Below are 26,030 nucleotides of genomic sequence, written 5' to 3'. Positions count from 1 at the left end.
CGGTATCCGGAAATCGGATCGGGCCCATATGCGATACGGGTCGGCGGTGTTGTCCGGGCAGTGCCCCGCCTCCCGGCTCTGAACTGGGCCGATCCGCTTTCCGAATAGGGCTGTTCCGACATCCACGCTTCACTGTCGCCGAGGTGCGCACGTATCGTCCTGAGGTATGGACATCCCACTTTCCAGTCCCCTGTGCGCAATTGAAGAGTTGCCGGAAATCCGCCGCGGTGGATTCACGGAACGGGACCCTGAATCAGCGCACACAGCGGATGAGTGGGTGAGCTTTCCCTCGGTGTTCGGGGATCTCCCGCCGGATTCCGGCGCGGGTCTCCTTCCGAACTCCGTCCGGCCGGTGTGCGCATGACGAACGTGCGCGGAACGGACACCGGCGCGGCGGCGCCCGCGCGGACGGCCGGTGAACCGGCCGTCCCGCTGGTCGCACGGCCCGGCACCGACAACATCGGGCTGGTGCGGACGGACGTGGCGGCGGGCACGCCCGTACGGGTCGCGCGGGGTGTGGTCCCCGCCGCCGACGACATCCCCGCGGGCCACAAGGTGGCCGTCTCCCCCATCGCCGCGGGCGCCGAGGTCCGCAAGTACGGGGAGGTCATCGGTGTCGCCGCCCGCGACATCCGGCCCGGCGAACACGTACACGTCCACAATCTCGGCCTCGGCGACGCCACCGCCCGCGCGGGGGCGCCGCGGCCCGCTCCCCCGGCCTGGCGGCCCCCGGCCGAGGCCACCCGCGACCACTTCCTCGGCTACCGGCGCGCCGACGGCCGTGCCGCCACCCGCAATTACCTGGCCGTGCTCCCGACGGTGAACTGCTCGGCGACCGTGGCCCGGATGATCGCCCAGGCCGCCAACGACCGCCACGCCGGGGCGCCGGGACTGGACGGCGTCATCGCCCTGACCCACGACCTCGGCTGCGGCATGGCCGAGGGCACCGAGGGCGACGACCTGCTGCGGCGCACCCTGCGCGGCTACGCGCGCCATGTGAACATCGCCGGTGTGCTGACGGTCAGTCTCGGCTGCGAGGTGAACCAGCCGGAGAACGTCTTCGGCGACGATCCGGCCGTGCGCACGCTCACCATCCAGGCGCTCGGCGGCACCGCGGCGACCGTGAACGCCGCCCTCGACCGCGTCGCCGAGATGGTCGGCGGCCTGGCGACGCTGGCCCGCGAGCCGGTCGGCCTGCACGAACTCACCCTCGGACTCCAGTGCGGCGGCAGCGACGCCTATTCGGGGCTGACGGCCAATCCGACGCTGGGCGTCGCCGCCGATCTGCTGGCCGCCGCGGGCGGGCGGGTCGTCCTGGGCGAGACCCCGGAGATCTACGGCGCCGAGCACCTGCTGCGCGACCGCGCCGCCACGCCCGCGATCGCCGAACGGCTCGACGAGTTGATCGCGTGGTGGCAGCGGTACGTCACCCGGCACGGCGCCGCGCTGGACAACAACCCCTCCAAGGGCAACAGGGCCGGGGGCATCACCACCATCTGGGAGAAGTCGCTCGGTGCGGTACTCAAGAGCGGGAGCAGCCCGCTCAACGGAGTCGTCGGCTACGCGGAGCCGGTCACCGCGCCCGGTCTGACGTTCATGGACACGCCCGGATACGACCCCGTGTCGGCCACCGGCATGGTCGCGGGCGGCGCGAATCTGCTGGCCTTCACCACCGGTCGCGGCTCGCTGTTCGGCTCACGGCCCGTGCCCTGTCTGAAGATCAGCACCACCAGCCGGCTCTACCAGCACATGAGCGGCGACATGGACTTCGACGCCGGCCCGGCGATGTCCCGCGACGAGCACGTGCGGTACGGCACCCGGCTCTTCGAGACGCTGGTGGACATGGCCTCCGGCGCGCCCAGCAAGTCCGAGGCGCTCGGCTTCGGGGCCGAGGAGATCGTGCCGTGGCGCATGGGGGCCGTGCTGTAGGAGGCCGGACCCCGGCGGCGGGTCAACGGTCGCTGTCCGCCAGGCGGTTCATGATCTCGGCCGCCTTCAGCAGCGTCCTGCGCTCGTCGGCCCGGAGCAGATCGCGTACCGCCGCCTCCAGCCAGGCTTCCCGGACGGCGGGGATGGTCTCGACCAGCGCCCGGCCCTCGGCCGTCGCGTGCAGGAGCGTCTTGCGGCCGTCTGCGGGGTCCTTGCCCGAGGTGATCAGCCCGCCGTCGCGCAGCGCCGCGAGCGTCTCGGCCATCGACTGCCGCCGTACGTGTTCGGCCGCGGCCAGATCGCTCGCCGTGGTGGGGCCCTCGTCCACGATGCGCCCCAGCGTGGTGATCTGCGACCAGGTCCACCGCATGTCGTCCGTCGCCGACTCGGCCCGCAGCCGGGCCCGGAGCCGGGTCATGGCCTTCATCAGCTCAGCGGCCGTTCCGGCCTGCGGTCTCGGTTCGCTGCCCACCGCCCAAGACTATCCGGCGCGCGGCCCACCTGCCCGTTCTCCCCGTGGGTCCGCCGCCGTCCCCCGCGGCCTCCGAGGGTGACGGCGGGTCAGACCAGCGGCAGCAGGGCCCTGCCGCCCGCGGCGCCCGCTTCCGGCGCGGTGGCCGTGCGGTCCGCGGGGACGCGCTCCAGGACTCCGCCCGCGAAGACGTCGTAGAGCGGCAGCGACTCCAGGTGGACATAGCCGATGTGGCAGTCGCAGACGGCCAGCGGGCAGGGGCGGGGGGCCAGGGCGGCCCGGTAGGAGCCGTCGTAGAGATTGCCCAGTTCGGCGCGGACGAAGTGGCAGCGGCGGACCGTGCCGTCGCCGTCCACCGACAGGACGGACTCGCCGGTGCGGCAGGGCAGGCCGGCCGAGCGGTGCGGGTGGCGGCTGTAGGGGAAGAGCGGGTCGAGGGCCGTCCAGGCGTCGGCTTCCGCGTCGGTGTAGGTGTGGCCCTCGGCGGCGTTCACCCACAGGTAGACGTGGCCGGGCAGCGCGGCGCGCAGCCGGGCCGCGTCCGCGAGGTGTTCCGGCAGCCCGACGACGCCGACGCTGAACCGGACACCGCGGTCGGCCACTTCGCGCGTCTTGCGCAGGAAGCGGTCGTACGGGGTCTGGCCGGGGTGGTAGGTGCACCACAGGGCGAGGGTGCCGGGGTCGGCGTCCGCGAGCCAGTCGGTGCGGCAGCTCAGATTCGTCTGGATGGCGACCCGGTCGATGTGCGGCTCGTGCGACAGCTCGGCCAGGGTGTTCCGGTACCAGGAGCGGACCAGGCCCTCGCCCCACGGGGTGAACAGCACGGACAGCCGGTCGCCCCGCCGCTCTCGCGCCCAGTGCGCGAAGCGGGCGAGCGCGGCGCGGTCGGCGCGCAGTTGCGCGGGGCTGTCGCGGCGCTTGGCGAAGGGGCAGTACGGGCAGTCGTAGTCGCAGGAGGCGAGCGGGCCGCGGTAGAGCAGCGTCAGATCCATGGCGGCGTCCTCACTTCAGCTCGTACGCGGCCATCGCCGCCCGGACCCGGGGTGAGAACAGTTCGGGGCCGAGGGCGTCGGAGTGGGCGAGTCCTTCGGGGGACAGCCGTATGCGGCCGGTCGCGGGGGCCTCGTCGTCGAGCCAGCCGCGGGCCGCGAAGCGGTCGATCTCGGCGGCGAAGTCGGCGTGGGCGTCGGTGCCGAAGCGGTCGCGGTAGTCGGCCAGGGGCATGCCGTCGGCTTGCAGCAGCGACTGGAGCAGGTGTCGGCGGCGGGCCTCGTCGGCGTCGACCCGGCGGCCGTGGGCGGCGCGGGTGAAGTCGTCGGTGGTGGTGTACTCGTCGATGATCGCGCGGATCTCGCGCATGTCGACGGCGTAGTCGAAGGAGTAGTGCAGCGTGGAGGTGTAGGAGCGGGCGCCGCAGCCGAGGCCGATCATGCCGTCGGTCTGGCAGGCGTGGTCGTCGGGCCCTTGGGGCGCGGCGTCGGCCCGGCGGAACATCCGCATGGAGACCTGCTCGTAGCCGTGCGTCAGGAGGTGGTCGCGGCCCTGTCGGTACAGCCGCAGCCGCTGCTCGTCCCAGGCCGGGTCGCTGACGGCGGTGCGGCTCTCCAGGCCGGTCTTCGGCCGTACGTACAGCGGGTAGAGGTACAGCTCCTCCGGCCGCCAGCGCAGCGCGGCCTCCAGCGAGGTGCGCCAACTGGCCGGGGTCTGGCCGTCGATGCCGTAGATGAGGTCGATGTTGAGGACCGGGATACCGGCGTCGCGGACGCGGGCGAGCGCGGCTTCGACGTCGGCGCGGCGCTGGGGCCGTACGGCGGCTTTCGCCTCGTCGTCCACGAAGCTCTGGACACCGAGGCTGAGCCGGGTGGCGCCGCGGTCGGCGAGGACGGCGAGCCGGTCGGCGGTGGCGGTCGCGGGCGACGCCTCGACGGAGAGCGGGATCGCGCGCAGGTCGGTGCCCATCCGGCGCTCGGCGATGTCGCAGAGCCGTTCCAGTTCGGCGGCCGTCAGGAAGGTGGGGGTGCCGCCGCCGAAGGCCGCGGTGGCGAACCGTAGCGGCTCGCTGTCGCCGAGCGCGTCCCGGACGGCGGTGGCCTGCCGGTCGAGCGCGTCGAGATAGCGGGTGGTCAGCTCGCCGGGCGCGCCGATGCGGGTGAAGAGGTTGCAGAATCCGCAGCGGACCTCGCAGAACGGGATGTGCAGATAGAGCGAGAGCGCGTCCTTGGGCTCCGCCTGCCACAGGCCGCTCAGCGCGGGCCGGTCGGGCAGCGGGCGGTAGGCGGTCTTGTGCGGATACGCGTAGACGTAGCTCTGGTAAGGACTGTCGGCGGGGGGCGCGGGCTGGTCGGGGGACGGCGCGTCGGCGGGCGTGGCCGTGGAGACCGGTGTGGTCGTGCTGGTCGGTGTGGTCGTGCTGGTCGGCGCGGTCATGCTGGTCGGTGTCGTCACGGAGATCGGTGTGGTCGTGGTGATCGGCGCGTTCATGAGGACGGCTCCAGGAAGAAGTGGGCGTAGGGCACCGTCCAGACCGCCTCGTGGCCGAGGCGGTGACCTGTGTAGCCGTCGTCTCCGTAGGTGGTGCCGTGGTCGGAGCAGACGATGGCGAAGCAGCGGCGGCGGGCCGCCATGGCGTGGAAGAGACGTCCGATGTGCCGGTCGATGTACTCCAGCGCCGCCGCGTGCGTGGCGCGGGTGTCACCGGCCTCGCGGGTGGCGCCCGGTGTGTGGAACCAGTTGGGCTGGTGCAGCCCGGACGCGTTGAGGAAGAGGAACAGCCGCTGGTCGGCGGGCAGTTCGGCGACGACCTGCTCCGCGCGCGCGACCTGCGCCTCGAAGGAGGTGGGCGAGGCGACGCCGAACTCCGGCTCCCAGTGGCTCTCCTGGAACAGTCCCGGCAGGACGTCGCCCAGCGCGCCGCGCTTGTTGAAGAAGCCGACGCCGCCGATGCAGACGGTGCGGTATCCGGCCGCCGCGAGCCCGGACACCAGGTCGGGCGTGTCGAAGACGTACGTGCCCGCCTCGGTGGTCTCGCTCCCGGCGAAGCGCGCGGCGAACAGCCGGGGGTGCGGTCCGGGCGCCGCCGGGGTCGGCAGGAATCCGGCGAAGATCGCCTGGTGCGAGGCGTAGGTGAAGCTGCCGGGCGCGTGCCGCTCCTCCCAGCGCCCGCCCGGCAGATGGCGCGCCAGATGCGGGATGCGGCCGGCCGCGGCCAACTCGGCCGCGACGTCGTGGCGGAGCGTGTCGAGGGTGATCAGGAGGAGGTCGTCGCGGCCCACGACCTCGTTCATGTCCGGGCCTCCGCCGTCCAGGAGGGCGGGCGCGGACGCGTCAGAGGGTCGCATGTCGGGTCCTGGGCGCTTGGTGGTGCGACGGTTCGTGGCCTGCTGGTACGTGCCGCGCCGCGCCGTGCGGTGCCGGTTCGGGCGGGGCTTGTTCGTGCGGCGCCGGTACGGGCGCGGCGGATTCAACGGCGGCCGGTTCGTACGCGCTCCGTTCGTACGCGGCCGGTTCGTACGCTCTCCGTTCGTACGCGACCGGTGCGTACGGCGGTCGGACTCCGGTCGGCGACGCGGCGCGGGCGCGTACGGCGGCGATCTGGGCGGCGTAGGTGTCCAGGCCCTCCGCTCCGCTGCCCGGCAGTCCGGTGAGCCTCGGCAGCAGGTCGCCGAAGGCGTTGACCTCGCCGACGGCGAAGCGCCGCCAGCCGATCGCGGGGAGCAGGTCGACGCCGACGCACAGCGTGCCGGGGAAGCAGGCGGCGGCCCGCTCGCAGATCTCCAGCGCCTGCTCCCACCGGACGCCCGCGGCCTCGATCGCGGCGCCGAGGTCGCCGCGCGCGCCGCCCAGGTGGAGGTTGGTGAGCGGCGAGCGGCTGGTGCGCACCACGGCGTGCGTGGCGCGGCCGTCGACGACCACGATCCGCAGGTCGGCGACGCGCCCGTGCAGCGACGCCTTGGGCAGCCATCGCTCGATGTGCAGGCCGTCCGGTGCGAGCGCGTCGACCAGCGCGGCGATCTCGGTCTCGCGGGTGATACGGCGCACCCGCAGCGAATTGTGCAGGCGTCCGTCCGCCGACTCGACGGACGTGGTGGCCTGGACGCGCCCGCCGCCCGCCGTCTCCACGGCGAGCACCCCGGAGGCCGACGATCCGTGCGCGAGTTTGACGAAGGCGCGCGGCATGGCGTGCTCGCGCATCAGCGCCCGTACGTCGGCCCAGCCGCGCACCGCGGGGGCGGCGGCACCCGAGGTGGGCGAGGCGGGTACGGGCACCCCGGCCTCGGCCAGCCTCCGGTGGCAGCGGCGCTTGTCGAACAGCACCGCCAGTTCGTCCGGGTCGTCCAGCCGCCTGCCGCCGTCCAGGGTGCGGACGGCGGCGGTGAATCGGGCGTACCAGCGGGCGCTGCCCTCCACCCGCGTGGGGTCGTCCATGTCCCGCAGCGCGCGGTCCACTTCGGCGTCCTCACCGGGCGAGTCGAGTCGTACGACCTCGTCCGCCGCGAAGGTCGCGCCGCCCTCGCGCAGGACGTCGCGCCAGGGCACGACGCGGGGCGCGGGCAGCCCGGCCTCGGTCGCGGCGCGCGCGAAGAGACCGACCCGCCGGTTCTCCGGGTTGCCGACGACCGCGAAGCGCGGTTCGTCTCTCACGTCACCTTCCCCCTCTCCCCTGGTCGCCCACGTGCCCGGCGCTGATGGACGGTCACCGGTCCACGGTCCGCCGCCCGGCGGTGGTCATCGCCCGGTCGGCGACCGACTGGACGACTGACGGAACGACCGGCTACTCGCCGACGGCGACGAAACGCCACACGGTCTCGTCGTCGTCATCGACCTCCTCGTCGGCGTCGTCGCGGTCCAGTTCGACGTGGACGCCCGACGGTTCGAGGGCTTCCCGCAGGCGCCGGGCGACGGGCGAGGTGAGGTAGTTGTGGTGCAGGTCGAGTGTCTTGAGGTGGGTGAGGGGCTGGCCCGCGAGCAGCGCCGTGGCGCCCTCGTCGGTCAGCACGCCCATCGACAGGTCGAGGGTCTCCAGCCGGGCCACGACGGGCGCGGAGGCGAGGGCCGCGGCGATCTCGTCCTGCATCTCGCTGTTACGCAGGGCCAGCGAGCGGAGCTTGGGCAGCAGCGCGCCGGTGAGGAAGGGCGCCAGGTCGGTGATCTCGCTGTCCCCGCCGTACTCGGAGGTGCCGAGCCACAGGTCGAGGTGTTCCAGCGCGGGCAGGTCGCTGGCGGCGATGCCGCGGACGGCCTGCGCGGGCATGCCGCCGGTCTCGACGGTGAGCGAGCGCAGCCGGGCGTGCGTCACGGCGGGGAAGGCCAGGTCCTGTCCGCCGCGTACCCCGAACGACTCCAGTTCGGGGAAGCCGTCGAGCAGCGGGGTGACATCGCCCTGGTTGATCCAGGAGATCTCGCACTCCTCGCCCACGATGTCGCCGAGGAACAGGGCCCGCAGCGCGGGCAGTCGGTCCTTCACGGACAAGATGGCCGCGATCAGCGGTTCCGGTCCGCTCTCGTAGGCGTCGCTCCAGGAACCGACGATCAGTGCGCGCACCCGCGTGATGTCGACGGCCTGGGTGAACCGGGCGAAGGCGTCCTCCCACTTCTCCTCGCTGTCGTAGGAGTCGACGCCGATCCGCCAGGCGGCGGCGTCCGCTTCCGGCAGGTCGGTGCCCTTGTCGTCGGGTCCGGGGAAGTCGAAGGCGGGCAGGCCGTGCAGCTCCCGCATGTGGTTCCCGATGGTCATGTCCGCCTGCTCCTGACGTTCGACATTCGACGGCCGTACGAATTCGGCCGCGGCGATCACCGGCCGATGTGTGAGCAAGTTCTACCAAGCCGCACTGACAACGGCTGCGGCCGGGCCGACTCTGAGCCGTTGTCAGACCCCGGGCCTACGGTCGGTGTCGACGCGGTGCACGGAGCGCCGCGCGGAGGGAGAGCGATGTACCGGCAGGGTGATGTGCTCATCGCGCCGACCGAGGAGGCGGCGCTGCCGCCGCACATGGACGACGCGCCGCAGGAGCCGCGGGACGCGCGCGGCCGGCTCGTCCTCGCGCTGGGCGAGGTGACGGGTCACGCGCACGCCGTCATGGGACCGGGACGGCTCTTCAGCCCGCCGGCCCCGTTCGCGCCGATGCTGCTGCATCTGCCGGACGGCGGACGGGTCGTGCACGAGGAGCACGCGGCGATATCGCTGCCCAAGGGCTGGTACCGCGTGGTGCGGCAGCGGGAGTACGTACCGGGCTCGGTCCGCGTGGTCGCCGACTGAGCGTCCCGCGGTGGCGCCCGGGGTCCGGGCGCGCGGGCACGGCAGGACAGCACGTCGAGGGCAGGGAGCAGAACTCATGGGAGGGGACGGCATGTCGACCGTCGAGCAGTGGAGGCAGGCCGCCGTGGCCACCGGATCCGCGGACCGCGCGGCGGCCGAGGCCGGGGTGCGGCTGGCGTACCGGCGCGCGGGTCTCGCCGAGCCGGAGCGCGTCCGCTGGGCCGGATCGCCGCGCGCGGCCGTGGCGATGCTGCGCGCGGAGGCCGCGCTTCAGGGGACGCGCGGCAAGGGCCACAGCGTGCGGGACGAGGTGCGCGGACGGCCGTGGGCCGCGGAGCGGGCCCGGCTGCACGCGGCGCTCGGCCCCGCGGGCTGGAGCGAGCGGTGGAACGCGACCGGGGCGCGGCTGTGGGAGGGGACGCAAGCGCTGGCGGGCCGGATCAGGGCCGGTGTGGTCGAGGAGTTGGCGCGGGGGCGGAAGGAGGAGCCGGAGATCCGGCTGCTGCTGCTCGACGCGGTCCTCGGTCAGCACGAGGCGGCCTGGCTGTGCGCGTTCGACACGCGGGAGGGCTCCCCGCTGGACGGGCTGGCGGCGGTCGCCCGCTCGGCGGGCTGGTGGTGGCCGTACGAGCGGGTCGCGATCGTCTGCGAGCGCCCCGCCGAGCTGCACCGCGACGAGGCGGGCCGCCTCGACCGGGCCGACGGTCCCGCGCTCGCCTTCCCCGACGGCTTCGCGCTGCACGCCTGGCGCGGCATGCCGGTCCCCGCCGAGTTCCTGCGTGAGCTGGGCACCCTCACGCCGGAGCGGATACGCGGCGAGGAGAACGCGGAGCTTCGCCGCGTCATGCTGGAGCACTACGGCTACGACCGCTATCTGACCGAGTCGGGCGCGGTCCCCGTGCACCGGGACGAGACCGGCATCCTCTGGCGGATCGCGCTGACCGGGGACGAGGACGTGACGATGGTCGAGGTCGTCAACTCCACGCCGGAGCCGGACGGCACGAGCCGTACGTACTGGCTGCGGGTGCCGCCCGGCACCAGCACGGCGAAGGAGGGCGTGGCCTGGACGTTCGGCCTGACCGCCGACGCCTACGAGCCGCTGCTCCAGACCTGACCGCCGGACAGGCCCTAGGCGCGTTCGACGATGCGGGAGAGCTCGGTGTCCAGGGCGGACCGGACGGTCCGGGCGTCGAGCGGGGCGCGCTCCCGGGCGAAGGAGACGAAGCGGCGCACGGGGGCGGCGTCCAGCTCGACGCGGGCGTCCTGGCCGGGACGGCCGAGGCGGATCAGCAGCCGGGAGCCGGTTCCGGCCGAGGGCGTGACCCGGACGTCGCCGAGGCCGACGGCTCCGGTCAGGCCCCTGGCCAGCAGGTCCCAGGCGAAGATCCAGGTGGCGGTCTCGGGGCCGCCGAGGCCGAAGGTCATCCGCACCGCGAGGCAGTCCTGCGGGTCGTAGGCCATCCACGCCGGAATCCGCAGCCGGTGGCCGCTGGGCAGCGGCATCGACGCCGTCACCGCGTGGCAGCAGGAGTCGGGCATCGAGTCTCTTTTCGCCGAACGACGGGACGCGGCCGGTGGCGGTACTACCGGACAGGTCCTCGACCTCTGAGGCTCCGTGTGCCCCCGCCCGCGGATCACATGCCGCTCACATACCGGCCGCCAGTACGCCGCCCGGCGGATTTCCCGGCGGGGCATGGCCACCACGGGCGCGGGCACCCGCATTCCATGGAGGATGCGGAGATGGCTGATCATCACGATGTGCGCCGGATCGCGTTGACCCTGCCGGAGGCGGTGGCGGCGGACGACGGGATGTCCGTATCGGTGCCGAATGGCGGCAGGCACAAGAAATTCGCCTGGGTGTGGCTGGAGCGGACCGACCCGAAGCAGGCCCGCGTCCCGCGGACCGACGTGGTGGCCGTCCGGGTCGCGGGCCAGGAGGAGAAGGAGGCGCTCCTCGCCTCAGACCCGGCGAAGTTCTTCACCGAGCCGCATTACAACGGATTCCCCGCCGTGCTCGTACGGCTCAAGGCCGTCGCCGAGGACGAGCTGCGGGAGCTGCTCGTCGGCGCCTGGCGTTGCCAGGCGCCGCGAGCCCTCGTGCGGGATTCCGGTCTCTGAGACGGGTCTCCGAGACCGGCGGGGCGGGTCGCCCGCGCCGATCACTTGCGCCGGTCGGTGTGCCGGTAGCCGAAGGGGCCCGGCAGGTCCGCGGAGGTCGTCCGCCGTCCCGTGGTCGACCAGGTGCGGTGCGCGCCGCCTCTGCGTCCGAGCGTGAGGGACAGCGACTTCCGGTTCACGTTGATACGTACGCCGGGAAATATGTGGAACGACTTACGGAACGTCAGCGGCATGATGTCCTCCGGTGGTTGGCCTGTCGGCTCGTCTGCCCAGCTGACACCGCCTCACCCCGACGACTCCTGAACCGTCGCCGTCCGCCCGCGTTCCGACCGTTCGATACCGCGGAGGCCCCGGGCCGAGGGGTTCGGCAGAGGCGTTCGGCAGAGCCGTCCGGCGCAGTCGGGCCGCGGGCTCACTCGGGGAGCGGTGTTCGCTGCCGTCCGGACGAGTGACTTGCGGGCGCGGCAGCCACCGGGCCGACGACGGGTGGCGAACTCTGAGTGCGGACACCGGTAAGGCGGATGATCACACTCCGCATGCCGGTGGGCTCAGTGCAGACCACCAGCACCAAAGGAGTACCCATGAAGCTCATGCGCAACGGCGCCGTCCTGGCCGCGCTCGTCGGCGGGATCGTGCTTGCCGGTGGCGGCGTCGCCGCCGCTGACGCCGACGCCACCGGCGCGGCCATCGGCTCGCCCGGCGTCCTGTCGGGCAACCTGATCCAGATCCCGATCGACGTGCCGATCAACGCCTGCGGCAACTCGATCAACCTGATCGGCGCGCTGAACCCCGCCTTCGGCAACACCTGTTACAACGGCGGCGGTCACCACGAGAGCGCCGGCTGGGACGGCGCGAACCACGACGGCATGGGTCACTGGGGCCACGAGGGTCACGTCTGGCACCCCGAGGCCAAGGACGACTGCAAGTAGTCGGACCGCTTCCTGAGCACCCCGTCCCGGTCGCCGCCCGCAAGGGCCGGCGGCCGGGACGCTCCATGCCGGGACGCTCCATGCCGGGACGCTCCCTGCCGGAACACCGCACGCCGGAACGCTTCACGCCGGGAGGCCGCGGGCCCGCACCCCTCGGCCCCGGCCGCGCGAAGCACCCCTTTGGGCCCAACTCCCCCTCGCTGGGGCCGAGTGCGTGTTCGTGTCCTTCAAGGGCAGACGACCCCCGAGAACGCACGTGGGTGGCCACGTACGACAAGAAGGGACGTCATGGAGATCTCCGGCATCATCAGTGCCATCATCATCGGCATTATCATTGGCGTGCTCGGTCGGCTCGTGGTCCCCGGCCGTCAGCACATCGGCGTCATCTGGACCATCCTGATCGGCATCGTGGCGGCCATCATCGGAGCCGCCATCGCCCACGGTCTCAACGTCGACGACACCAGCGGAGTCGACTGGATCGAGTGGCTCATCCAGATCGGTCTGGCCGCTGTCGGTATCGCCGCTCTCGACAGGTCGAGCCCGCGCCGTCGGTGATCCATGAGTCCTGGTCCCGGCCACACCCGGCATCCGGATGATATGAACGCAGGCGCCTTTCCTCGAGGAGTTCCGCATGGAACCCGACCCCGGGAAGGGCGCCTTCCGTCTGCCCGATCGCGCCGCCGACGGTCACCCGCACCCACGACACCGCCCCGGCGCCCTCCCCCTCCAACGCCCGACCTTCATCGGCCGACCTTCATCGACCGACCGCCTCAACCACCACGACCGCAGGGAGCAGCATGTTCGGATCGACCGCCCGTCGGCTACGGCGTTGCGCACGTGACGTGTTCGGCTGGCCGAGCCTGCGCCCGCCGCAACTGGAGGCGATGAAGGCGGTGATGCGGCACCAGGACGTCATCGTCGTGATGCCGACCGGTGCCGGGAAGTCGGCGGTCTACCAGGTGCCGGGCGTCCTGCTGAAGGGCCCGACGGTCGTGGTGTCCCCGCTGATCGCCCTCCAGCGCGACCAGGTCGAGGGGCTGCTCAAGCGCGAAGGACCGGGCGCGGCATCGGTCAATTCCACGCACCGCGACGCGGAGAACGCGCAGACCTGGGACCGGGTGGAGAGCGGCGACCTGGACTTCATCTTCCTCGCACCCGAGCAACTGGCCAGGGAGGACGTCATCCTGCGGCTGAAGCAGGCCCGTCCCGCGCTGTTCGTGGTGGACGAGGCGCACTGCGTCTCCTCCTGGGGCCACGACTTCCGCCCTGATTACCTGCGGTTGGGCGCCGTACGCGAACGGATCGGCCGCCCGCCGGTCCTGGCACTCACCGCGAGCGCGGCGGCGCCGGTCCGCGCGGAGATCCTTCAACTGCTGGGCATGCGCGGCGCCCAGGAGGTCATCGCCGGGTTCGACCGGCCCAACATCCACCTGGCGGTCGGCTACTTCCAGGAGGAGAAGGCCAAGCGGCGCGCGGTCCTCGACCGCGTCGGCGCCGAGACCGGCTCCGGCATCGTCTATACGGCAACCCGGCGCGAATCCGAGTCGTACGCCGAGGAGTTGCGGGACGCGGGGGTGTCCGCCGCCGCGTACCACGCGGGGTTGCGCGCCGCGGAGCGGTCGTCCGTCCAGGACCGTTTCCAGCGCCGGGAGTTGGCGGTCGTCGTGGCCACCTCGGCGTTCGGCATGGGCATAGACAAGCCCGATGTGCGGTTCGTGGTGCACGCCTCGGTGCCGGGATCGCTCGACGCGTACTACCAGGAGATCGGCCGCGCGGGCCGCGACGGGGAACCGGCGCGGGCGTACATGGCCTACCGGCCGCAGGACTTGGGGCTGCGGCGGTTCTTCTCCTCCGGCCGCCCGGACGCCGACGCCCTCACTCTGGTCGCGGACCAGCTCGCCGAGCGGTCGGCCGAACGGACGACGGGCAAGGCGGCCGGGAAGAAGGCTGCCGAGGAGCCCGGCGCGGTCTCCGTGACGGCGTTGCGCGGCGACACCGGTCTGACGGCGAGCCGGTTGACGGGTGTCCTCAATCTGCTGGGGCAGGCGGGCGCGGTCCGTACGGCGGCGGACGGGAAGGTGTCGCTGACGCCGGAGTGCGCGACGGCCGCGGCGCGGAAGGCCGCGGTGGAGCGGGCGCTGGAAACCGCCGACAGCCACCGGCAGTTGGAGCAGTCCCGCGTGGACATGATGCGCGGCTTCGCGGAGACCGACGGCTGTCGGCGGGCCTTCCTGCTGGGTTACTTCGGCGAGGCGCTCCCCGGAGACTGCGGCAACTGCGACACGTGCGGTTCGGCGGCCGGACCCGGCGCCCCGGCCTCCGGAAGGGACCGTCACGCGGGTGTCCTGCGCGGTACGGGCTCGCGGGGCGACTCCCGGCAGGACGCGGAGTCCGGTTCCGGCGGCCGGGAGTCAGCCGCGGCAGCCGCGCGGGGCGGGAGCCGGGCACGTATCTGGCGCCGCGGCCGCGGGCGGCCGGACGCCGGGGCCGCGGCCGCTTCGCACGGCCGGTACGCGCCCGGCGTCCGGGTCCTGCACGACAAATGGGGTCAGGGCGAGGTGATGGGCGTCGCGGACGACACGGTCACCGTGCTCTTCGAATCCGCCGGATACCGGACCCTGTCGCTGTCCGTCGTCCGGGAGCGGGATCTGCTGACGCCGGTCAAGGGGCGCGGTGCGTGACATGCGGCTCCGCGGTGCCCGACGACGCGCGGGCCACCGCGGCCTGCTGCCGAGACCTCCGACGTTTCAGGGTGCGGCGTTCCTCCTCGCTGGTGCCGCCCCACACGCCGAGGCTTTCGCCCATGTCGAGGGCGTAGCTCAGGCAGGTCTCCCTGACCGGGCAGTCCGCGCAGACCCGTTGGGCCTTCTGCACCTGGAGTTTGGCCGGTCCGGCGTTGCCCACGGGGAAGAAGAGTTCGGGGTCCTCGGTGCGGCATGCGGCCTGGTGTTGCCAGCTCACGGAGACACCGCCTTTCGTCGGGTGCGGAGTGTCGGGCCCACGTACCGGGCCCATGGGTACTCGCCTGCCCAGGCGGTCGGCGCTCAACGTGAGGAGTTTGTGAGGGCGGCGGCGCCCGAAGCCTTACGGACATCCGACAACCCGATGACCCGATTCGCTCTCGGACGCCTTCCGTCGGGCGTGGCGGCGTCACGCACGGCCGGATCGGGGGTAGGCGGTGACAGTGAGGCCGGGAGGTTCCCGACCGACCGGAGGCCGTCAGGTCTCCACTCGGCCTCGCCCCGTATCCATGTCCGTCCGTACGCCGAAGGAGCCGCCGCCATGGCCAGAAGCGACCGCAAGCCGAGCAGGGCGCCCGTGCCGCTGCGCACCGGCCGCTCCGCGTGGGGCCTGTACCGCGAGACGCGCCGCCCGGGCGAACCGGGCCTGTTCCGGCGGCTGGTGGCGACACCGCGTCTGGTCAGCGCGGTACTGCACCGCCGTTATCCGGGCCTGTCGCGCGCCAAGCTGCTGGCCTTCACGGTCCTGGCGGCGATCTACGTGGTCTCGCCGCTGGACGCGATCCCGGACGTCATCCCGGTTCTCGGGTGGACGGACGACTCGGCGGTGGTGCTGTGGTTCATGACCGGTCTGGTCCGCGAGTCGGGGCGCTTCGTGAGCTGGGAGTCCGACGGTCCGCGCGGCGGCGCGCTGCCCCCGAAGGGTTCGGCGGTGTGACCACCGGCCGGGCCGAGGGATACGGCGTACGCGGTACGCGCCCCTGACCCGGCCGGTCGAAACCGCTGCCGGAGGTTTCTCGCCGGACGCGTCATCCGTCGGATGCGCGTCCCGCTCGAAGCGTCTCCTACTGAATGCCGGCGTCCTTGCACGCCTGGGCGAATTCGGCGGTGCAGATCTGGGCGGTGGTGTAGAGACCGTCCTTGATGACCGTGTCCTTGATGTTCTCCTTGGTCACCGATATGGCGTCCAGCAGCTTCGCCGGGACGTCCTGGCCGGAACCGCTCTTGGCGGCGCCGTCGGCCACGGACTTGACGTCCTTGCCGTTCAGCAGGTCGATCGCGATCTGCGCGGTGGCGTCCGCCTCCGGCTTGTACGCCTTGTAGACGGTGCTGGTCTGAGTGCCCGCCAGAATCCGCTGGATCGCGGTGAGTTCGGCGTCCTGACCGGTGAGCGGCGGGTTGATGCCCGCACCCTTGAGGGCGGTGGCGATGCCGCCCGCCATGGCGTCGTTGGCGGAGTAGACACCGGCGATGGCGGCTTTGCCGAGCTGGGTGATCGCCGCGGTGACCTTCTGGTTGGCGACGGTGTCCTTCCACAGACCCGACTGCTCGTAGGCGATGTTCACCTTGCCGTCAAGGATCTTGTGGGCGCCTTCCTTGAAGGCGGCGGCGTTCGGGTCGGCCGGGTCGCCGTCGATCATCACGATCTTCGAGGTGGGAACGGCCTTGGGACCCATGGCGTCCAGCAGCGCCTGCCCCTGCAACTCGCCGACCTTCTCGTTGTCGTAGGAGACGTAGGCGGACACCGGACCCTGCGCGAGGCGGTCGTACGCGACGACCTTGATGCCCTTGTCGACCGCGGCCTGCACCGAGGACTGGATGCCCACCGAGTCCTGCGCGTCCAGGATGAGCACCTTGACGCCCTTGGCGATCATGCTGCTGACCTGCTGCGCCTGCTTCGCCGGGTCGGCCGAGGCGTTGTCGTAGCTGACCTTGCAGTCCGAGCACAGTTCCTTGATCTTGGCCTCGATCAGGGGACGGTCGAATTTGGCGTACCGGGTGGTCGTGGTGTCCGGGAGCAGCAGGCCGATCGTCTTGTCCTTGCCGCCGCCTGACGACTTGTCATGGGTTTTGCCGCAGGCGGCCACGGTGGTGAGCGCGAGCGAAACGGCGGCGGTTCCGACGATGAGCCGTCGCGTCATTGCCTTCATGCGCGGTTGCCCCTCCCTGACTGGGCCGCAACACCGCGACCCGGGTGCAGGCGAGTCAACTCTCGGGACGCTCCGTACGTCAAGAAGTAAACATCGGATCGATTCATTGAATCGATATTGGGCTCTCCTGTCGTCGCCTCATGAGGCAACGCCTACAACATGTGAATCCGAAGCCGGGCGTTCGAGGCAATGCGCTTTCACGGGTCGGATATGTGTCATACCGCTCACGACAGGACCGGGCGCACGGCCCGGGGGGGGGCCCCCCCCCCCGGGGGGGGGCCCCCCCCCCGGCCGTGCGCCCGGGTGACCGGTGGTCAGCGCCTCGCGTCCCGCGAGTCGCCGAAGAAGATGCGGTAGAGGATGAGCAGCACGAGCGCCCCGCCGATCGCCGCGCCCCAGGTGGCGGCGTCGAAGAAGTGGTGCTGTACCGGCTTGTCGAGGATTTTGGCGGACAGCCAGCCGCCGACGAACGCCCCTGCGACGCCGATCAGGGTGGTTCCGATCAGGCCGCCCGGATCGCGACCGGGCAGCAGAATCTTCGCGACGGCCCCGGCGAGCAGACCGAGGATGACCCAACTGATGATTCCCATAGGGGCCGTCTGCCCTGCGACCCGCGGGTCACACACACGAGTGCGCACCGCGCGGGGGTCAACACCGGGCGGGGGCACCGGAGTCGGGGCACGCCGCCCGGTCCGGCCGCGTGGAATACGGCACGGTTGTCGCCCGGCCGCCGGGCGCCCCTCGGTGTGCATATTTCCATATCCGCACCGCACGTTACAGAAAGCGTCACTCGGTGAAATCTGGAATTCACACGCGCGCAAGTTTTAGGTGGTCCCATCGCGGCTAATCCGCTGGTCAACCAGGTTTGTCGATTTCCCGCAGAGCGGGACCTGCGATGGGTGCGCGTCATGAACGAGCTGCGTGTGCTGTCGATCTACGAGGGCTTCTTTTCCGGCGGTGCGAGGATTCTGCACAGCGACGTCGTGCGCGGTCTCAGCGGCGGCGCGCAGCGGCACGCGGTGCTGAGCATCGAGGGTGAGATGCACCGCGAGGCGACCAGGCAGCCGATGTCCGAGGACGCCTGCTACCGGGCGCTCACGGCGGCGGGTGTACCGGTGTCGGCCCTGCGCGACCGTTTCGGCGGCGAAGGCCGGGAGGACGCCGAGGCGGGCAGCCGTGAGGGCGGCCACGAGAGCGGCGGCGGCGTGTTCAGCCGGTCGGAGCTCGCGGCCACCGCCAGGGCGACGGCGGCGGCCGACGTACTCCTTTCGCTCAAGGAACAGCCGCTCGCGCTGCTCAATCAGGCCGGGCTGCCGTACCGGCCGGTGGTGGTGTGCCTGCACAGGTCCGATCCGGAGAATCAGGGCCCCGCGCTGGACGCGCTGCGCGCCGCGGTGGCGGCGGGCCGGGTGCGGGCCTGCGTCTGCTGCGCGGAGTCGACCAGGGCCGCGTACGTCGCCGCGGGCATCCCTGCCGAGCTGATGCACGTCATCCCCAACGGCGTCGATCTGCTGCGGTTCCGGCCCGACGCGGTCCGCAGGGCCGCGATGCGGTCCTCGCTCGGTATCGCGGCGGACGCGCCCGTCACGGTCTTCGCGGCTCGCTACGCGGAGATGAAGAACGTGCCGCTGTTCCTGCGGGCGGCCAGGATCCATCTCGGGCGGGACCCCGGCGCGCACGTCCTGATGTGCGGCGCCGGGATGACCGCGGAGAACCCGGAGCTGACCGCGGACATCACGGCCGCCTTCGGTGACGCTCCCGGCCTGCTGCGGCGGCTGTCGCTGCTGGGCGTGCGGCAGGACATGGAGACGGTGTACGCCGCCGCGGACGTGGTCTCGCTGACGTCGTCGTCGGGTGAGGCGGCGCCGCTGTGCCTGATCGAGGGCATGATGTGCGGCGCGGTCCCGGTGGCCACCGATGTCGGGGACTGCGCGGAGCTGGTCGCCGGGCACGGCTTCCTCACCCCGGCGGAGGCCGAGCCGATCGCCGCGGCCTGGTCGCGGGCGGCGGCGCTGGCCGCCGACTTCGCCCCGGCGCTGGCCCGCAGCCGCGAGCGCTTCAGCCAGACCCGCATGGTGACCGCCTACGGCGCGCTCATCGAGCGGGTGCACCAGGACGCGGTGCGCGCGGTCCGTCCGGCCCGTCGCAGGACCAGGACGCGCGCGGGGGTCCCGTACGGCGCCTGAGCCCGCCGGGACGGCAAGCCGGAGTACGCGGTACGGCGCGGCGGGGCCCCACCGCTCCCCCGCGCCGTACCGAAGCCGTACCGAAGCCGTACCGAAGCCGCGCCGAAGCCGTCAGGCGCCGTAGTACGCGTCCCGGTACGAGAGGAAGAGGCCGCCCGGTCCGTCCACCGTCTCGGCGGCGAGGACGGCGTGCAGGAGGGCCCGGGTGAGCGCGTCGGCGCCCGCCTCGAGGACGGCGTTCATCGCGCCCGCCTCGATGTGCACGCCGAAGGCGGGGTCGGCGGCGTCGGCCGTCCCCGGCGGGACGAGGGGGCGGCGGCCGGTCGCCATGGCGAAGACGGTGTCGCCGTCGGACAGGGAGTGGGCGGGGCGGACGGCGCGGGCGAGTCCGTCGTGCGCGGTGCCCGCCAGCTTCCGCGCCTGGGCGCGGGTGAGGACGGCGTCCGTCGCGACCACGGCCAGCGTGGTGTTGAGCGGGTGGCTCCGCCGCTCGGCGTTCTCGGCGGCAGCGGCGGCCGTACGGCGTCGGGCCCGCTCCAGGGCGTCGGCCGCGACGGGCGGGCCGTACGGGGCGAATTCCGCCGCGGCGGGGCCCGGCCTCGCGCCCCAGAGCGCGCCCGTGTCCGGGTCGACCACGGAACCGGCCGCGTTGAGCACCGCGAGCGCGGCCACCGTCACGCCGGACTCCAGGACCGTGCTGGCCGTCCCCACCCCGCCCTTGAGGCCGCCGGCCACCGCGCCCGTACCCGCGCCGACGCAGCCCTGCGGCACCGGCGCGCCCTCCGGGGCCGCCGCCGCGGCGCGTACCGCCGCGAGGCCCGTCTCCGCTCCCGGTCGCGCCGTCCACGAGCCGCCGCGGCCGAGGTCGAACAGCGCGGCAGCGGGCACCACCGGCACCACCTGGCCGGGACCGCCGACCCGGAAGCCCCGGCCCCGCTCCTCCAGCCAGCCGACCACGCCGCCCGCCGCGTCGAGCCCGAAGGCGCTGCCTCCGGTGAGCACCACGGCGTCGATGTACGGCACGAGATTGCGCGGGTCGAGGGCGTCGGTCTCGCGGGTGCCGGGACCGCCGCCGCGTACGTCGACCGCGGTGACCGCGCCGCCCTCGGGGGCCAGCACCACCGTCGTCCCGGTGAGCCAGCCGTCGCCGGTCCGCTGGGCGTGACCGACGCGCACTCCCTCCACGTCGGTGAGGCCGTTGCCGGGACCCGGCCGTGCGCTGCCGCTCATGTCGTCCTCCGTGAGGTAGCCACGATCACGCGGGCCCGCGCCATCCGCGTACTCGCGGCCCGCCCCCTCACCGTACGAGACCGCGGCCGAACGTCGGTGTGCTCCGGCGCGTGTCAGGGCGCGCCGGAGCAAGGGGTATCCCATCAGAAGAACGACGTAAACTTCAATGTTTTTTACGCAACAAGTTGACCGAAGAGTGAAATCGACGGTCACTGCCGCCTCGGTGTCAGGTGCGCGCTCCTCGCCGTCTCGGCATGCGGGACGCCTTGATGGCGCGCCGCAGGCGACCGCCCGTGGGCCGCTGCACGGCGATCAGCACGATCATGCCCCGGTCCTGGACCCGGATCCGGCCGCCGGCCTTCACCTCGGACTCGTCGGTGCCGTCGGCCTCGGCCGCGGTGTCCACGGCGACCTGCCACAGGCCGCCGTACTCGCGTTCGGGGATCACGAAGTCGAGCGGTTCGTAGTGGCTGTTCAGCAGGATCAGGAAGGACGTGTCGGAGATCCGGCCGCCCTTCGGGTCGGACTCGGTGATGGCGTCGCCGTTCAGCAGCAGGGCGACGGCGCGCGCGTCGCCGCGGTGCCAGTTCTCCTCGCACATCTCACCGCCGTCCGGCCGGAACCACACGGCGTCCGCGACGGCCGATCCCCCGGTGTCGCCGCGGAAGAACCGGCGGCGGCGCAGCACCGGGTGCTCGGCGCGCAGCTTGATCAACCGGCGCGTGAAGTCGAACAGTTCGCGCTGCTCGGCGTCCAACGTCCAGTTCACCCAGGCGGTTTCGTTGTCCTGGCAGTAGACGTTGTTGTTGCCGCGCTGGGTGCGGCCCATCTCGTCGCCGTGTGCGATCATCGGCACACCCTGCGAGACCAGCAGTGTCGTCAGCAGATTGCGCTGCTGTCTGGCGCGCAGCGCGAGCACACCGGGGTCGTCGGTCTCGCCCTCGGCTCCGCAGTTCCACGAACGGTTGTGGCTCTCGCCGTCGTTGCCGTCCTCGCCGTTGGCCTCATTGTGCTTGTCGTTGTACGAGACCAGGTCGCGCAGCGTGAAGCCGTCGTGGCAGGTGATGAAGTTGATCCCGGCGCGCGGGCGGCGGTTGTCGTCCTCGTAGAGGTCGGAGGAGCCGGTGAGCCGGGAGGCGAGGGCGGGCAGTGTGCCGTCCTCGCCGCGCCAGAAGTCCCTGACGGTGTCGCGGTATTCGCCGTTCCACTCGCTCCACAGGGACGGGAAGTTGCCCACCTGGTAGCCGCCCTCGCCCAGGTCCCACGGCTCGGCGATCAGTTTGACGCGGCTGACCACCGGGTCCTGCTGCACGAGGTCGAAGAAGGACGAGAGCCGGTCCACCTCGTGGAACTGCCGGGCCAGCGTGGCCGCGAGGTCGAAGCGGAAGCCGTCCACGTGCATCTCGGTGACCCAGTACCGCAGCGAGTCCATGATGAGCTGGAGGACGTGCGGATGCCGCATGAGCAGGCTGTTGCCGGTGCCGGTGGTGTCGAAGTAGTGCCGCGGGTCGTCGTCCACCAGCCGGTAGTACGAGGCGTTGTCGATGCCGCGGAAGGAGAGCGTCGGCCCCATGTGGTTGCCTTCGGCGGTGTGGTTGTAGACCACGTCGAGGATCACCTCGATGCCCGCCTTGTGCAGGGCCTTCACCATCTCCTTGAATTCCGTGACCTGTTGGCCGCGCACCCCGCTCGACGCGTACGCGTTGTGCGGCGCGAAGAAGCCGATGGTGTTGTAGCCCCAGTAGTTCGACAGGCCCCGGTCGCGCAGATGGCCGTCCTGCGCGAACTGGTGCACCGGCATCAGCTCGATCGCCGTCACGCCCAGTTCCTTCAGGTGCTCGATGACCGCCGGGTGCCCGACTCCCGCGTAGGTGCCGCGTATTCGCTCCGGCAGGCCCGGGTGGGTCATCGTCAGACCCTTCACGTGCGCCTCGTAGATCACCGACTCGTGGTACGAGTGACCCGGCGCGCGGTCGTCCCCCCAGTCGAAGGACGGATCGGTCACCACCGACAGCATGGCGTGGCCGAGGCTGTCCATCGTGTTCTGCTCTTCGGGCGCGTGGAAGCGGTGGCCGAACGCCGACTCGTCACCGTCGACCTGGCCTTCCACTGCCGTGGCGTACGGGTCGAGCAGCAACTTCGCCGGATTGCAGCGATGCCCCTCGTCCGGCCGGTACGGGCCGTGCACGCGGTAGCCGTAACGCTGGCCGGGGCCGACGCCCGGCAGATACGCGTGCCGGACGAATCCGTCCACTTCGGTCAGCGTGAGGCGCTGTTCCCGTCCCGCGTCATCGACGAGGCACAGCTCGACCTTCTCCGCCACCTCGGAGAACAGGGCGAAGTTGGTGCCCGAGCCGTCGTACGTGGCTCCGAGCGGATAGGGACGACCGTTCCACTGCTGCATTCACTGACCCTCTCGACCCTGCGTGAGCGACGATCCGACGTCCTCCCACTCATACCCCGTTGATCTCAGGCCATGGGTTCGTGAAGTGAACGGTCGCAGAAGGCCCGCGCGGACGGGTCGCGGACCGTACGACAGCGACCTCCGGCGGTGGCCGGAGGTCGCTGTCGCGAGCCGCGTCGGGCTCGGGGTGTCGCGAGGGTTCGGGTGTCGAGGGGGTTCGGCTGTCGAGGGGGTTCGGCTGTCGAGGGGGTTCGGCTGTCGCAGGGTGGAGGCGCCGGGGGTCAGGAGTCCGGGTTCGGGCGCCGGGGGATGTCAGGCGTCGTCGCCCGGCAGGGCCTCCGGGTCGTCCAGGAGGTGCACGGCGGCCTCCTCCGCGGAGGCGGCGCCGCCGTCGATGCCGACGTCGTCGGCCACACCGTCCTGGACCGGGCTGTCCACCCACTGCTCCGGGCTGGTCAGCCGGCCCGCGCGCAGGTCGCCCGCCTCGGGGTCGAGCAGTTCCCCGTCGGTGTCGGCGGCGTCGCCGAGGCCGTCCCCGTCGGGGAACTGCGGGGTGTCGGGGCGCTCCCTGGCCAGCCGCTGGTCCAGCGAGTCGCCGTCGTGCTGCTCCTCGGCCGTGGTGCCGTTCTGTTCGACGGCCAGGGGCCGCTCGGGCGGCGAGTACCCCTCGTCCAGGACGTCCTCGACGCCCCGGTCGACCAGGGTGTCCTCGGGCTCCAGCGGGCCCGCGTCCTCCTGGATCTCGCTCCCGTCCGGCTGGTAGACGTCGTCCCCCATGCCGTCGTCCGTCATGCGGTCGGACATCTTTTCCTCTTCCTGGTCGGTCGGCGGATTCGCGATGCCGGTGGTGGCATCACGGACGGTCGCCTGCCCGTGGTGCGGCGGCGGAAACGGTGGACATCCCACCGCGGCCGTGCGGCGTACCCCTCAATCCTCGCGCGGTGCGGGCAGCGCGGCCAGCCAGTCGGTGAGCAGGCCGCTGACCTCCTCGGCGCGCTCCTGCTGTATCCAGTGCCCGCAGCCCTTGAGGATGTGCGAGGAGACCAGTCCGGGCAGGGTGCTCGGATACGCGTCGATGGCGCCGGCCATCCATGTGGTGGAGGCGTCGAGGTCGCCGCCGATGAACAGCGAGGGCTGCCGGATCGGAGCGCCGTCCCAGGGCGCGAGGTCCGCCCAGTCGCGGTCGACGTTGCGGTAACGGTTGAGCGCCCCGGTCAGTCCGGTCCGCTCGAACTCGCCCGCGTAGAAGTCCAGGTCGCGCTCGGTCAGCCAGCCGGGCAGCCGCCCGGTGGGGAAGCGGTCGGAGAGCTTGGCGGCGGGCGGTACGAAGTGCGGGTCGCTCTCCCCCGCCGCCGGCATCGTGTCGGCCGACAGCGCCGCGTAGAAGCCCGCGAGCCAGCCGCGCACGTCCTGTTCGATCTCCGCCTCGGCCCGACCCGGCTCCTGGAAGTAGCTGACGTAGAACTCCTCGTCGCCGCCGATGGCGCCGAACGCCTCGGTGGGCCGGGGGCCGCCGCGCGGCGCGTAGGGCACGCTGAGCAGGCCGACGGCGGTGAAGACGTCCGGCCGCAGCAGCGCCGAGTTGGCGGCGACGGGCGAGCCCCAGTCGTGGCCGACGACCGTCGCGGTCCGCTCGCCGAGGGCGCGGACGACCGCCACGTTGTCGGCGACGAGCTGGAGCATGCGGTACGCCTCGGGTTCCGCGGGCTTCGACGAGCGGCCGTAGCCGCGCACGTCGACGGCGACGGCGCGGTAGCCCGCCGCGGCGAGGGCCGGGAGCTGGTGGCGCCAGGAGTACCAGGACTCGGGGAAGCCGTGCACGAGCAGGACCAGCGGTCCCGCGCCCTGCTCGACCAGATGGATGCGGCCGCCGGGCACGTCGACCAGCCGGTGCCGCGCGTCGGCCGCGGGGTCCTCGGTGGCCGCGGAGTGCGGACGGGTCGGCTGTGGACGGGTGGGCTGCGCCATTGCTTCCTCCCGGAGCTTCGGGCCGCGCTCGCGGCGGTCTGACCTGCGGCGTACGTCGTGCACGGGCCGGGAGACCCGGCACGCCGTGAGCCGTTGCCGCGAGTGTGCGGGCCCGGCCGGAGTGCAGGCCAATTCCGTTGCCGTTCCGGCAAAACGGCGTCCCGCCGGGCGTCAGGTGACGACCGCGCCGACGGCGACGAAGCCGCAGATCATGACGAAGAGGATGGCCAGCAGCGGCCAGATGAAGCGCAGGTACTGGTCGTAGCGGACCTTGGCCAGGGCCACACCACCGATGGTGACGGCGGTGGTCGGCACCCAGAGGTTCATCCAGCCGCTGGCCGACTGCCAGGCGGTGACGACGACCGAGCGCGAGACCCCGGCGAAGTCGGCCAGCGGGGCCAGGATCGGCATGGCGAGGGTGGCGTGCCCCGAGGTGGACGGGATGAGGAAGGCCAGCGGGAGGTTGACCAGGAAGACGATGATCCCGAATACCGAGTTGGACGTGCCGGAGACGACGCCCTCGATGGAGTGCAGCACGGTGTCGGTGACCTTGGAGTTGTTCATGATCACGGTGACGCCGCGGGCCAGCACGATGACCAGCGCGGGAGAGATGAAGTCCGCCGCGCCCTGGATGATCGTGGCGCTGAGCTTCTGCTCCCCCATGCGGCCGACCAGGCCGATGCTCACCGCGGCGACCAGGAACAGCGCGGCCAGTTCGGCGAAGGACCAGTCCAGTTCCCAGGCGTACGGGGTCGCGTCGGCCTTGCCGGTCAGCGCGCTCGACCAGGGCACCACCGAGAAGATCATGAAGGCGAAGACCAGGCCGACGGCCATCAGTACGGCCTTGTGCAGGCCGGTCAGCTCGGGCGGCTCCTGGTCGCGGTCGACGCCCTGCTCCCGGTCGCCGGGCAGGAAGCCGACGAGGGAGCGGTCGGGGTTCTTCTGCACGCGCTTGCCGTAGCGGACGACGTAGGCGACCGTCACGGTCGTCAGCACGATCCACATCACGAAGCGCAGCACGATGCCGTCGCCGAGCGAGATGTCGGCGGCCGACGAGGCGACGCCGGTCGCGAACGGGTTGACCGTGGAACACAGCACGCCGACGCCCGCGCCGAGGATGATCGCGCCGGTGGCGACCATGCGGTCGTAGCCCAGCGCCAGCATCAGGGGCACGATCAGGCCGTAGAAGCCCAGGGTCTCCTCGGCGAAGCCCTCGACCGTGCCGAGCACGGAGAAGGTCACCATGATGCCCGCGATGAGCAGCGCGCCGCGGTCGCGCAGGGCGTGCGCGAGGCGGGCGATGCCGCGGTCCAGGGCGCCGGTGGCGAAGACCACGGTGATGAACGCGCCGATGGCGAGCACGAACAGGAAGACGCCCGCACTGCCGTACAGGTCACCGGAGTTGTCGGGCGCGACGAAGCCGGTCTTGGCGTTCTGGATGCCGTACAGGCCGTTGACCGGCGAGAGGAACAGGTCCTTGAGGTGGTCGACGAAGCTCAGTCCGGACGAGACACGGTGGTACGTGCCCTGGATGGGCGCGCCCGTGTCCTTCCGCTTGTACTCGCCCGACGGGATCAGGAACGCCAGCGCCCACACCGCGAGGGTGACCAGGGCGAGGATGGTCAGGGCGCTGGGAAAGGTGAATTT

Annotated in this window: 25 protein-coding genes; 9 read left to right on the top strand and 16 right to left on the bottom strand. The window is 72.2% G+C overall.

Annotated elements, in window-relative coordinates; all coding sequences use genetic code 11:
• Window positions 1-360: 360 nt before the first annotated feature.
• Complete coding sequence (locus tag ACIOC1_RS33835; RefSeq protein WP_401858178.1) at window positions 361-1,929, top strand: UxaA family hydrolase; 1,569 nt, start codon at window positions 361-363, stop codon at window positions 1,927-1,929.
• Between the two features lie 22 nt (window positions 1,930-1,951).
• On the opposite strand, the gene ACIOC1_RS33830 is transcribed toward ACIOC1_RS33835, so the two are convergent.
• The 6 genes from ACIOC1_RS33830 to ACIOC1_RS33805 all read right to left on the bottom strand — a co-directional run bounded on the left by ACIOC1_RS33830 (window position 1,952) and on the right by ACIOC1_RS33805 (window position 8,135).
• Complete coding sequence (locus tag ACIOC1_RS33830) at window positions 1,952-2,401, bottom strand: MarR family transcriptional regulator (RefSeq protein ID WP_355349027.1); 450 nt, start codon at window positions 2,399-2,401, stop codon at window positions 1,952-1,954.
• A gap of 89 nt (window positions 2,402-2,490) precedes the next feature.
• On the bottom strand, window positions 2,491-3,393 hold the full coding sequence (locus ACIOC1_RS33825; RefSeq protein ID WP_401858174.1) for an STM4011 family radical SAM protein: 903 nt from the start codon (window positions 3,391-3,393) through the stop codon (window positions 2,491-2,493).
• A 10-nt stretch (window positions 3,394-3,403) separates the two neighbouring features.
• The gene (locus tag ACIOC1_RS33820; protein ID WP_401858238.1) at window positions 3,404-4,828 is read right to left on the bottom strand and encodes an STM4012 family radical SAM protein; all 1,425 of its coding nucleotides are present in this window, start codon (window positions 4,826-4,828) and stop codon (window positions 3,404-3,406) included.
• 50 nt (window positions 4,829-4,878) lie between these two features.
• Window positions 4,879-5,685 (bottom strand): STM4013/SEN3800 family hydrolase, encoded by an 807-nt coding sequence (locus tag ACIOC1_RS33815; RefSeq protein WP_401858235.1) that lies wholly within the window; start codon window positions 5,683-5,685, stop codon window positions 4,879-4,881.
• A 40-nt stretch (window positions 5,686-5,725) separates the two neighbouring features.
• On the bottom strand, window positions 5,726-7,042 hold the full coding sequence (locus ACIOC1_RS33810) for an STM4014 family protein (protein WP_401858171.1): 1,317 nt from the start codon (window positions 7,040-7,042) through the stop codon (window positions 5,726-5,728).
• A 130-nt stretch (window positions 7,043-7,172) separates the two neighbouring features.
• Window positions 7,173-8,135, bottom strand: coding sequence for an STM4015 family protein (locus tag ACIOC1_RS33805; RefSeq protein WP_391049875.1), 963 nt, complete (start codon window positions 8,133-8,135; stop codon window positions 7,173-7,175).
• 195 nt (window positions 8,136-8,330) lie between these two features.
• On the opposite strand from ACIOC1_RS33805, the gene ACIOC1_RS33800 reads away from it, so the two are divergent.
• Both ACIOC1_RS33800 and ACIOC1_RS33795 read left to right on the top strand, forming a co-directional pair.
• A complete protein-coding gene (locus ACIOC1_RS33800) occupies window positions 8,331-8,657 on the top strand; it encodes a hypothetical protein (RefSeq protein WP_355349009.1) in 327 nt (108 codons plus the stop codon).
• Window positions 8,658-8,748: 91 nt separating this feature from the next.
• Entirely contained in the window at window positions 8,749-9,771 is a 1,023-nt protein-coding gene (locus tag ACIOC1_RS33795) for a DUF6745 domain-containing protein (protein WP_401858232.1), read from the top strand.
• A gap of 14 nt (window positions 9,772-9,785) precedes the next feature.
• Here the strand turns inward: ACIOC1_RS33795 and ACIOC1_RS33790 are convergent, their stop codons facing one another.
• Complete coding sequence (locus ACIOC1_RS33790; RefSeq protein WP_401858168.1) at window positions 9,786-10,196, bottom strand: SsgA family sporulation/cell division regulator; 411 nt, start codon at window positions 10,194-10,196, stop codon at window positions 9,786-9,788.
• Window positions 10,197-10,397: 201 nt separating this feature from the next.
• On the opposite strand from ACIOC1_RS33790, the gene ACIOC1_RS33785 reads away from it, so the two are divergent.
• Window positions 10,398-10,775 carry an MmcQ/YjbR family DNA-binding protein gene (locus ACIOC1_RS33785; RefSeq protein WP_188283019.1) on the top strand — a complete coding sequence of 126 codons (378 nt, stop codon included), beginning with the start codon at window positions 10,398-10,400 and terminating at the stop codon, window positions 10,773-10,775.
• A gap of 41 nt (window positions 10,776-10,816) precedes the next feature.
• Here ACIOC1_RS33785 and ACIOC1_RS33780 read toward each other — a convergent pair whose 3' ends face one another.
• Window positions 10,817-11,008 (bottom strand): DUF4236 domain-containing protein, encoded by a 192-nt coding sequence (locus ACIOC1_RS33780; protein ID WP_188283018.1) that lies wholly within the window; start codon window positions 11,006-11,008, stop codon window positions 10,817-10,819.
• A gap of 348 nt (window positions 11,009-11,356) precedes the next feature.
• Between ACIOC1_RS33780 and ACIOC1_RS33775 the strand changes: the two genes are divergently transcribed.
• The 3 genes from ACIOC1_RS33775 to ACIOC1_RS33765 all read left to right on the top strand — a co-directional run bounded on the left by ACIOC1_RS33775 (window position 11,357) and on the right by ACIOC1_RS33765 (window position 14,385).
• The gene (locus tag ACIOC1_RS33775) at window positions 11,357-11,704 is read left to right on the top strand and encodes a chaplin (RefSeq protein WP_401858164.1); all 348 of its coding nucleotides are present in this window, start codon (window positions 11,357-11,359) and stop codon (window positions 11,702-11,704) included.
• 288 nt (window positions 11,705-11,992) lie between these two features.
• Entirely contained in the window at window positions 11,993-12,259 is a 267-nt protein-coding gene (locus ACIOC1_RS33770) for a GlsB/YeaQ/YmgE family stress response membrane protein (RefSeq protein ID WP_355348999.1), read from the top strand.
• Between the two features lie 242 nt (window positions 12,260-12,501).
• Complete coding sequence (locus ACIOC1_RS33765; RefSeq protein ID WP_401858161.1) at window positions 12,502-14,385, top strand: RecQ family ATP-dependent DNA helicase; 1,884 nt, start codon at window positions 12,502-12,504, stop codon at window positions 14,383-14,385.
• Here the strand turns inward: ACIOC1_RS33765 and ACIOC1_RS33760 are convergent.
• Window positions 14,366-14,665, bottom strand: a complete 300-nt coding sequence (locus ACIOC1_RS33760) for a WhiB family transcriptional regulator (protein WP_401858158.1) — start codon at window positions 14,663-14,665, stop codon at window positions 14,366-14,368. The genes ACIOC1_RS33765 and ACIOC1_RS33760 overlap by 20 nt on opposite strands.
• A 321-nt stretch (window positions 14,666-14,986) precedes the next feature.
• Here ACIOC1_RS33760 and ACIOC1_RS33755 point away from each other — a divergent pair, with 321 nt between their 5' ends.
• Window positions 14,987-15,382, top strand: coding sequence for a YkvA family protein (locus tag ACIOC1_RS33755; protein ID WP_355348990.1), 396 nt, complete (start codon window positions 14,987-14,989; stop codon window positions 15,380-15,382).
• A gap of 127 nt (window positions 15,383-15,509) precedes the next feature.
• Here ACIOC1_RS33755 and ACIOC1_RS33750 read toward each other — a convergent pair whose 3' ends face one another.
• Window positions 15,510-16,595, bottom strand: coding sequence for a sugar ABC transporter substrate-binding protein (locus ACIOC1_RS33750; protein WP_401858155.1), 1,086 nt, complete (start codon window positions 16,593-16,595; stop codon window positions 15,510-15,512).
• 314 nt (window positions 16,596-16,909) lie between these two features.
• Window positions 16,910-17,185, bottom strand: a complete 276-nt coding sequence (locus tag ACIOC1_RS33745; RefSeq protein WP_391049864.1) for a GlsB/YeaQ/YmgE family stress response membrane protein — start codon at window positions 17,183-17,185, stop codon at window positions 16,910-16,912.
• A gap of 318 nt (window positions 17,186-17,503) precedes the next feature.
• On the opposite strand from ACIOC1_RS33745, the gene ACIOC1_RS33740 reads away from it, so the two are divergent.
• On the top strand, window positions 17,504-18,781 hold the full coding sequence (locus ACIOC1_RS33740; RefSeq protein WP_401858151.1) for a glycosyltransferase: 1,278 nt from the start codon (window positions 17,504-17,506) through the stop codon (window positions 18,779-18,781).
• A gap of 111 nt (window positions 18,782-18,892) precedes the next feature.
• On the opposite strand, the gene ACIOC1_RS33735 is transcribed toward ACIOC1_RS33740, so the two are convergent.
• The 5 genes from ACIOC1_RS33735 to ACIOC1_RS33715 all read right to left on the bottom strand — a co-directional run bounded on the left by ACIOC1_RS33735 (window position 18,893) and on the right by ACIOC1_RS33715 (window position 26,009).
• Window positions 18,893-20,011: a P1 family peptidase gene (locus tag ACIOC1_RS33735; RefSeq protein ID WP_401858148.1), complete on the bottom strand. Its 1,119-nt coding sequence runs from the start codon at window positions 20,009-20,011 to the stop codon at window positions 18,893-18,895.
• 226 nt (window positions 20,012-20,237) lie between these two features.
• Window positions 20,238-22,415: a glycogen debranching protein GlgX gene (gene glgX / locus ACIOC1_RS33730; protein ID WP_391049858.1), complete on the bottom strand. Its 2,178-nt coding sequence runs from the start codon at window positions 22,413-22,415 to the stop codon at window positions 20,238-20,240.
• 312 nt (window positions 22,416-22,727) lie between these two features.
• Window positions 22,728-23,219 (bottom strand): DUF5709 domain-containing protein, encoded by a 492-nt coding sequence (locus ACIOC1_RS33725; RefSeq protein ID WP_391161846.1) that lies wholly within the window; start codon window positions 23,217-23,219, stop codon window positions 22,728-22,730.
• Window positions 23,220-23,342: 123 nt separating this feature from the next.
• Window positions 23,343-24,383 carry an alpha/beta hydrolase gene (locus ACIOC1_RS33720; RefSeq protein ID WP_355349141.1) on the bottom strand — a complete coding sequence of 347 codons (1,041 nt, stop codon included), beginning with the start codon at window positions 24,381-24,383 and terminating at the stop codon, window positions 23,343-23,345.
• Window positions 24,384-24,554: 171 nt separating this feature from the next.
• Window positions 24,555-26,009 (bottom strand): YfcC family protein, encoded by a 1,455-nt coding sequence (locus ACIOC1_RS33715; RefSeq protein ID WP_401858230.1) that lies wholly within the window; start codon window positions 26,007-26,009, stop codon window positions 24,555-24,557.
• Between the last annotated feature and the right edge of the window lie 21 nt (window positions 26,010-26,030).

The sequence above is a fragment of the Streptomyces sp. NPDC088197 genome, from assembly GCF_044741185.1.
GTDB lineage: Bacteria > Actinomycetota > Actinomycetes > Streptomycetales > Streptomycetaceae > Actinacidiphila.
The sequence above is the reverse complement of the archived record's forward strand: the minus strand, read 5'-3'. Positions and strand labels throughout refer to the sequence as shown.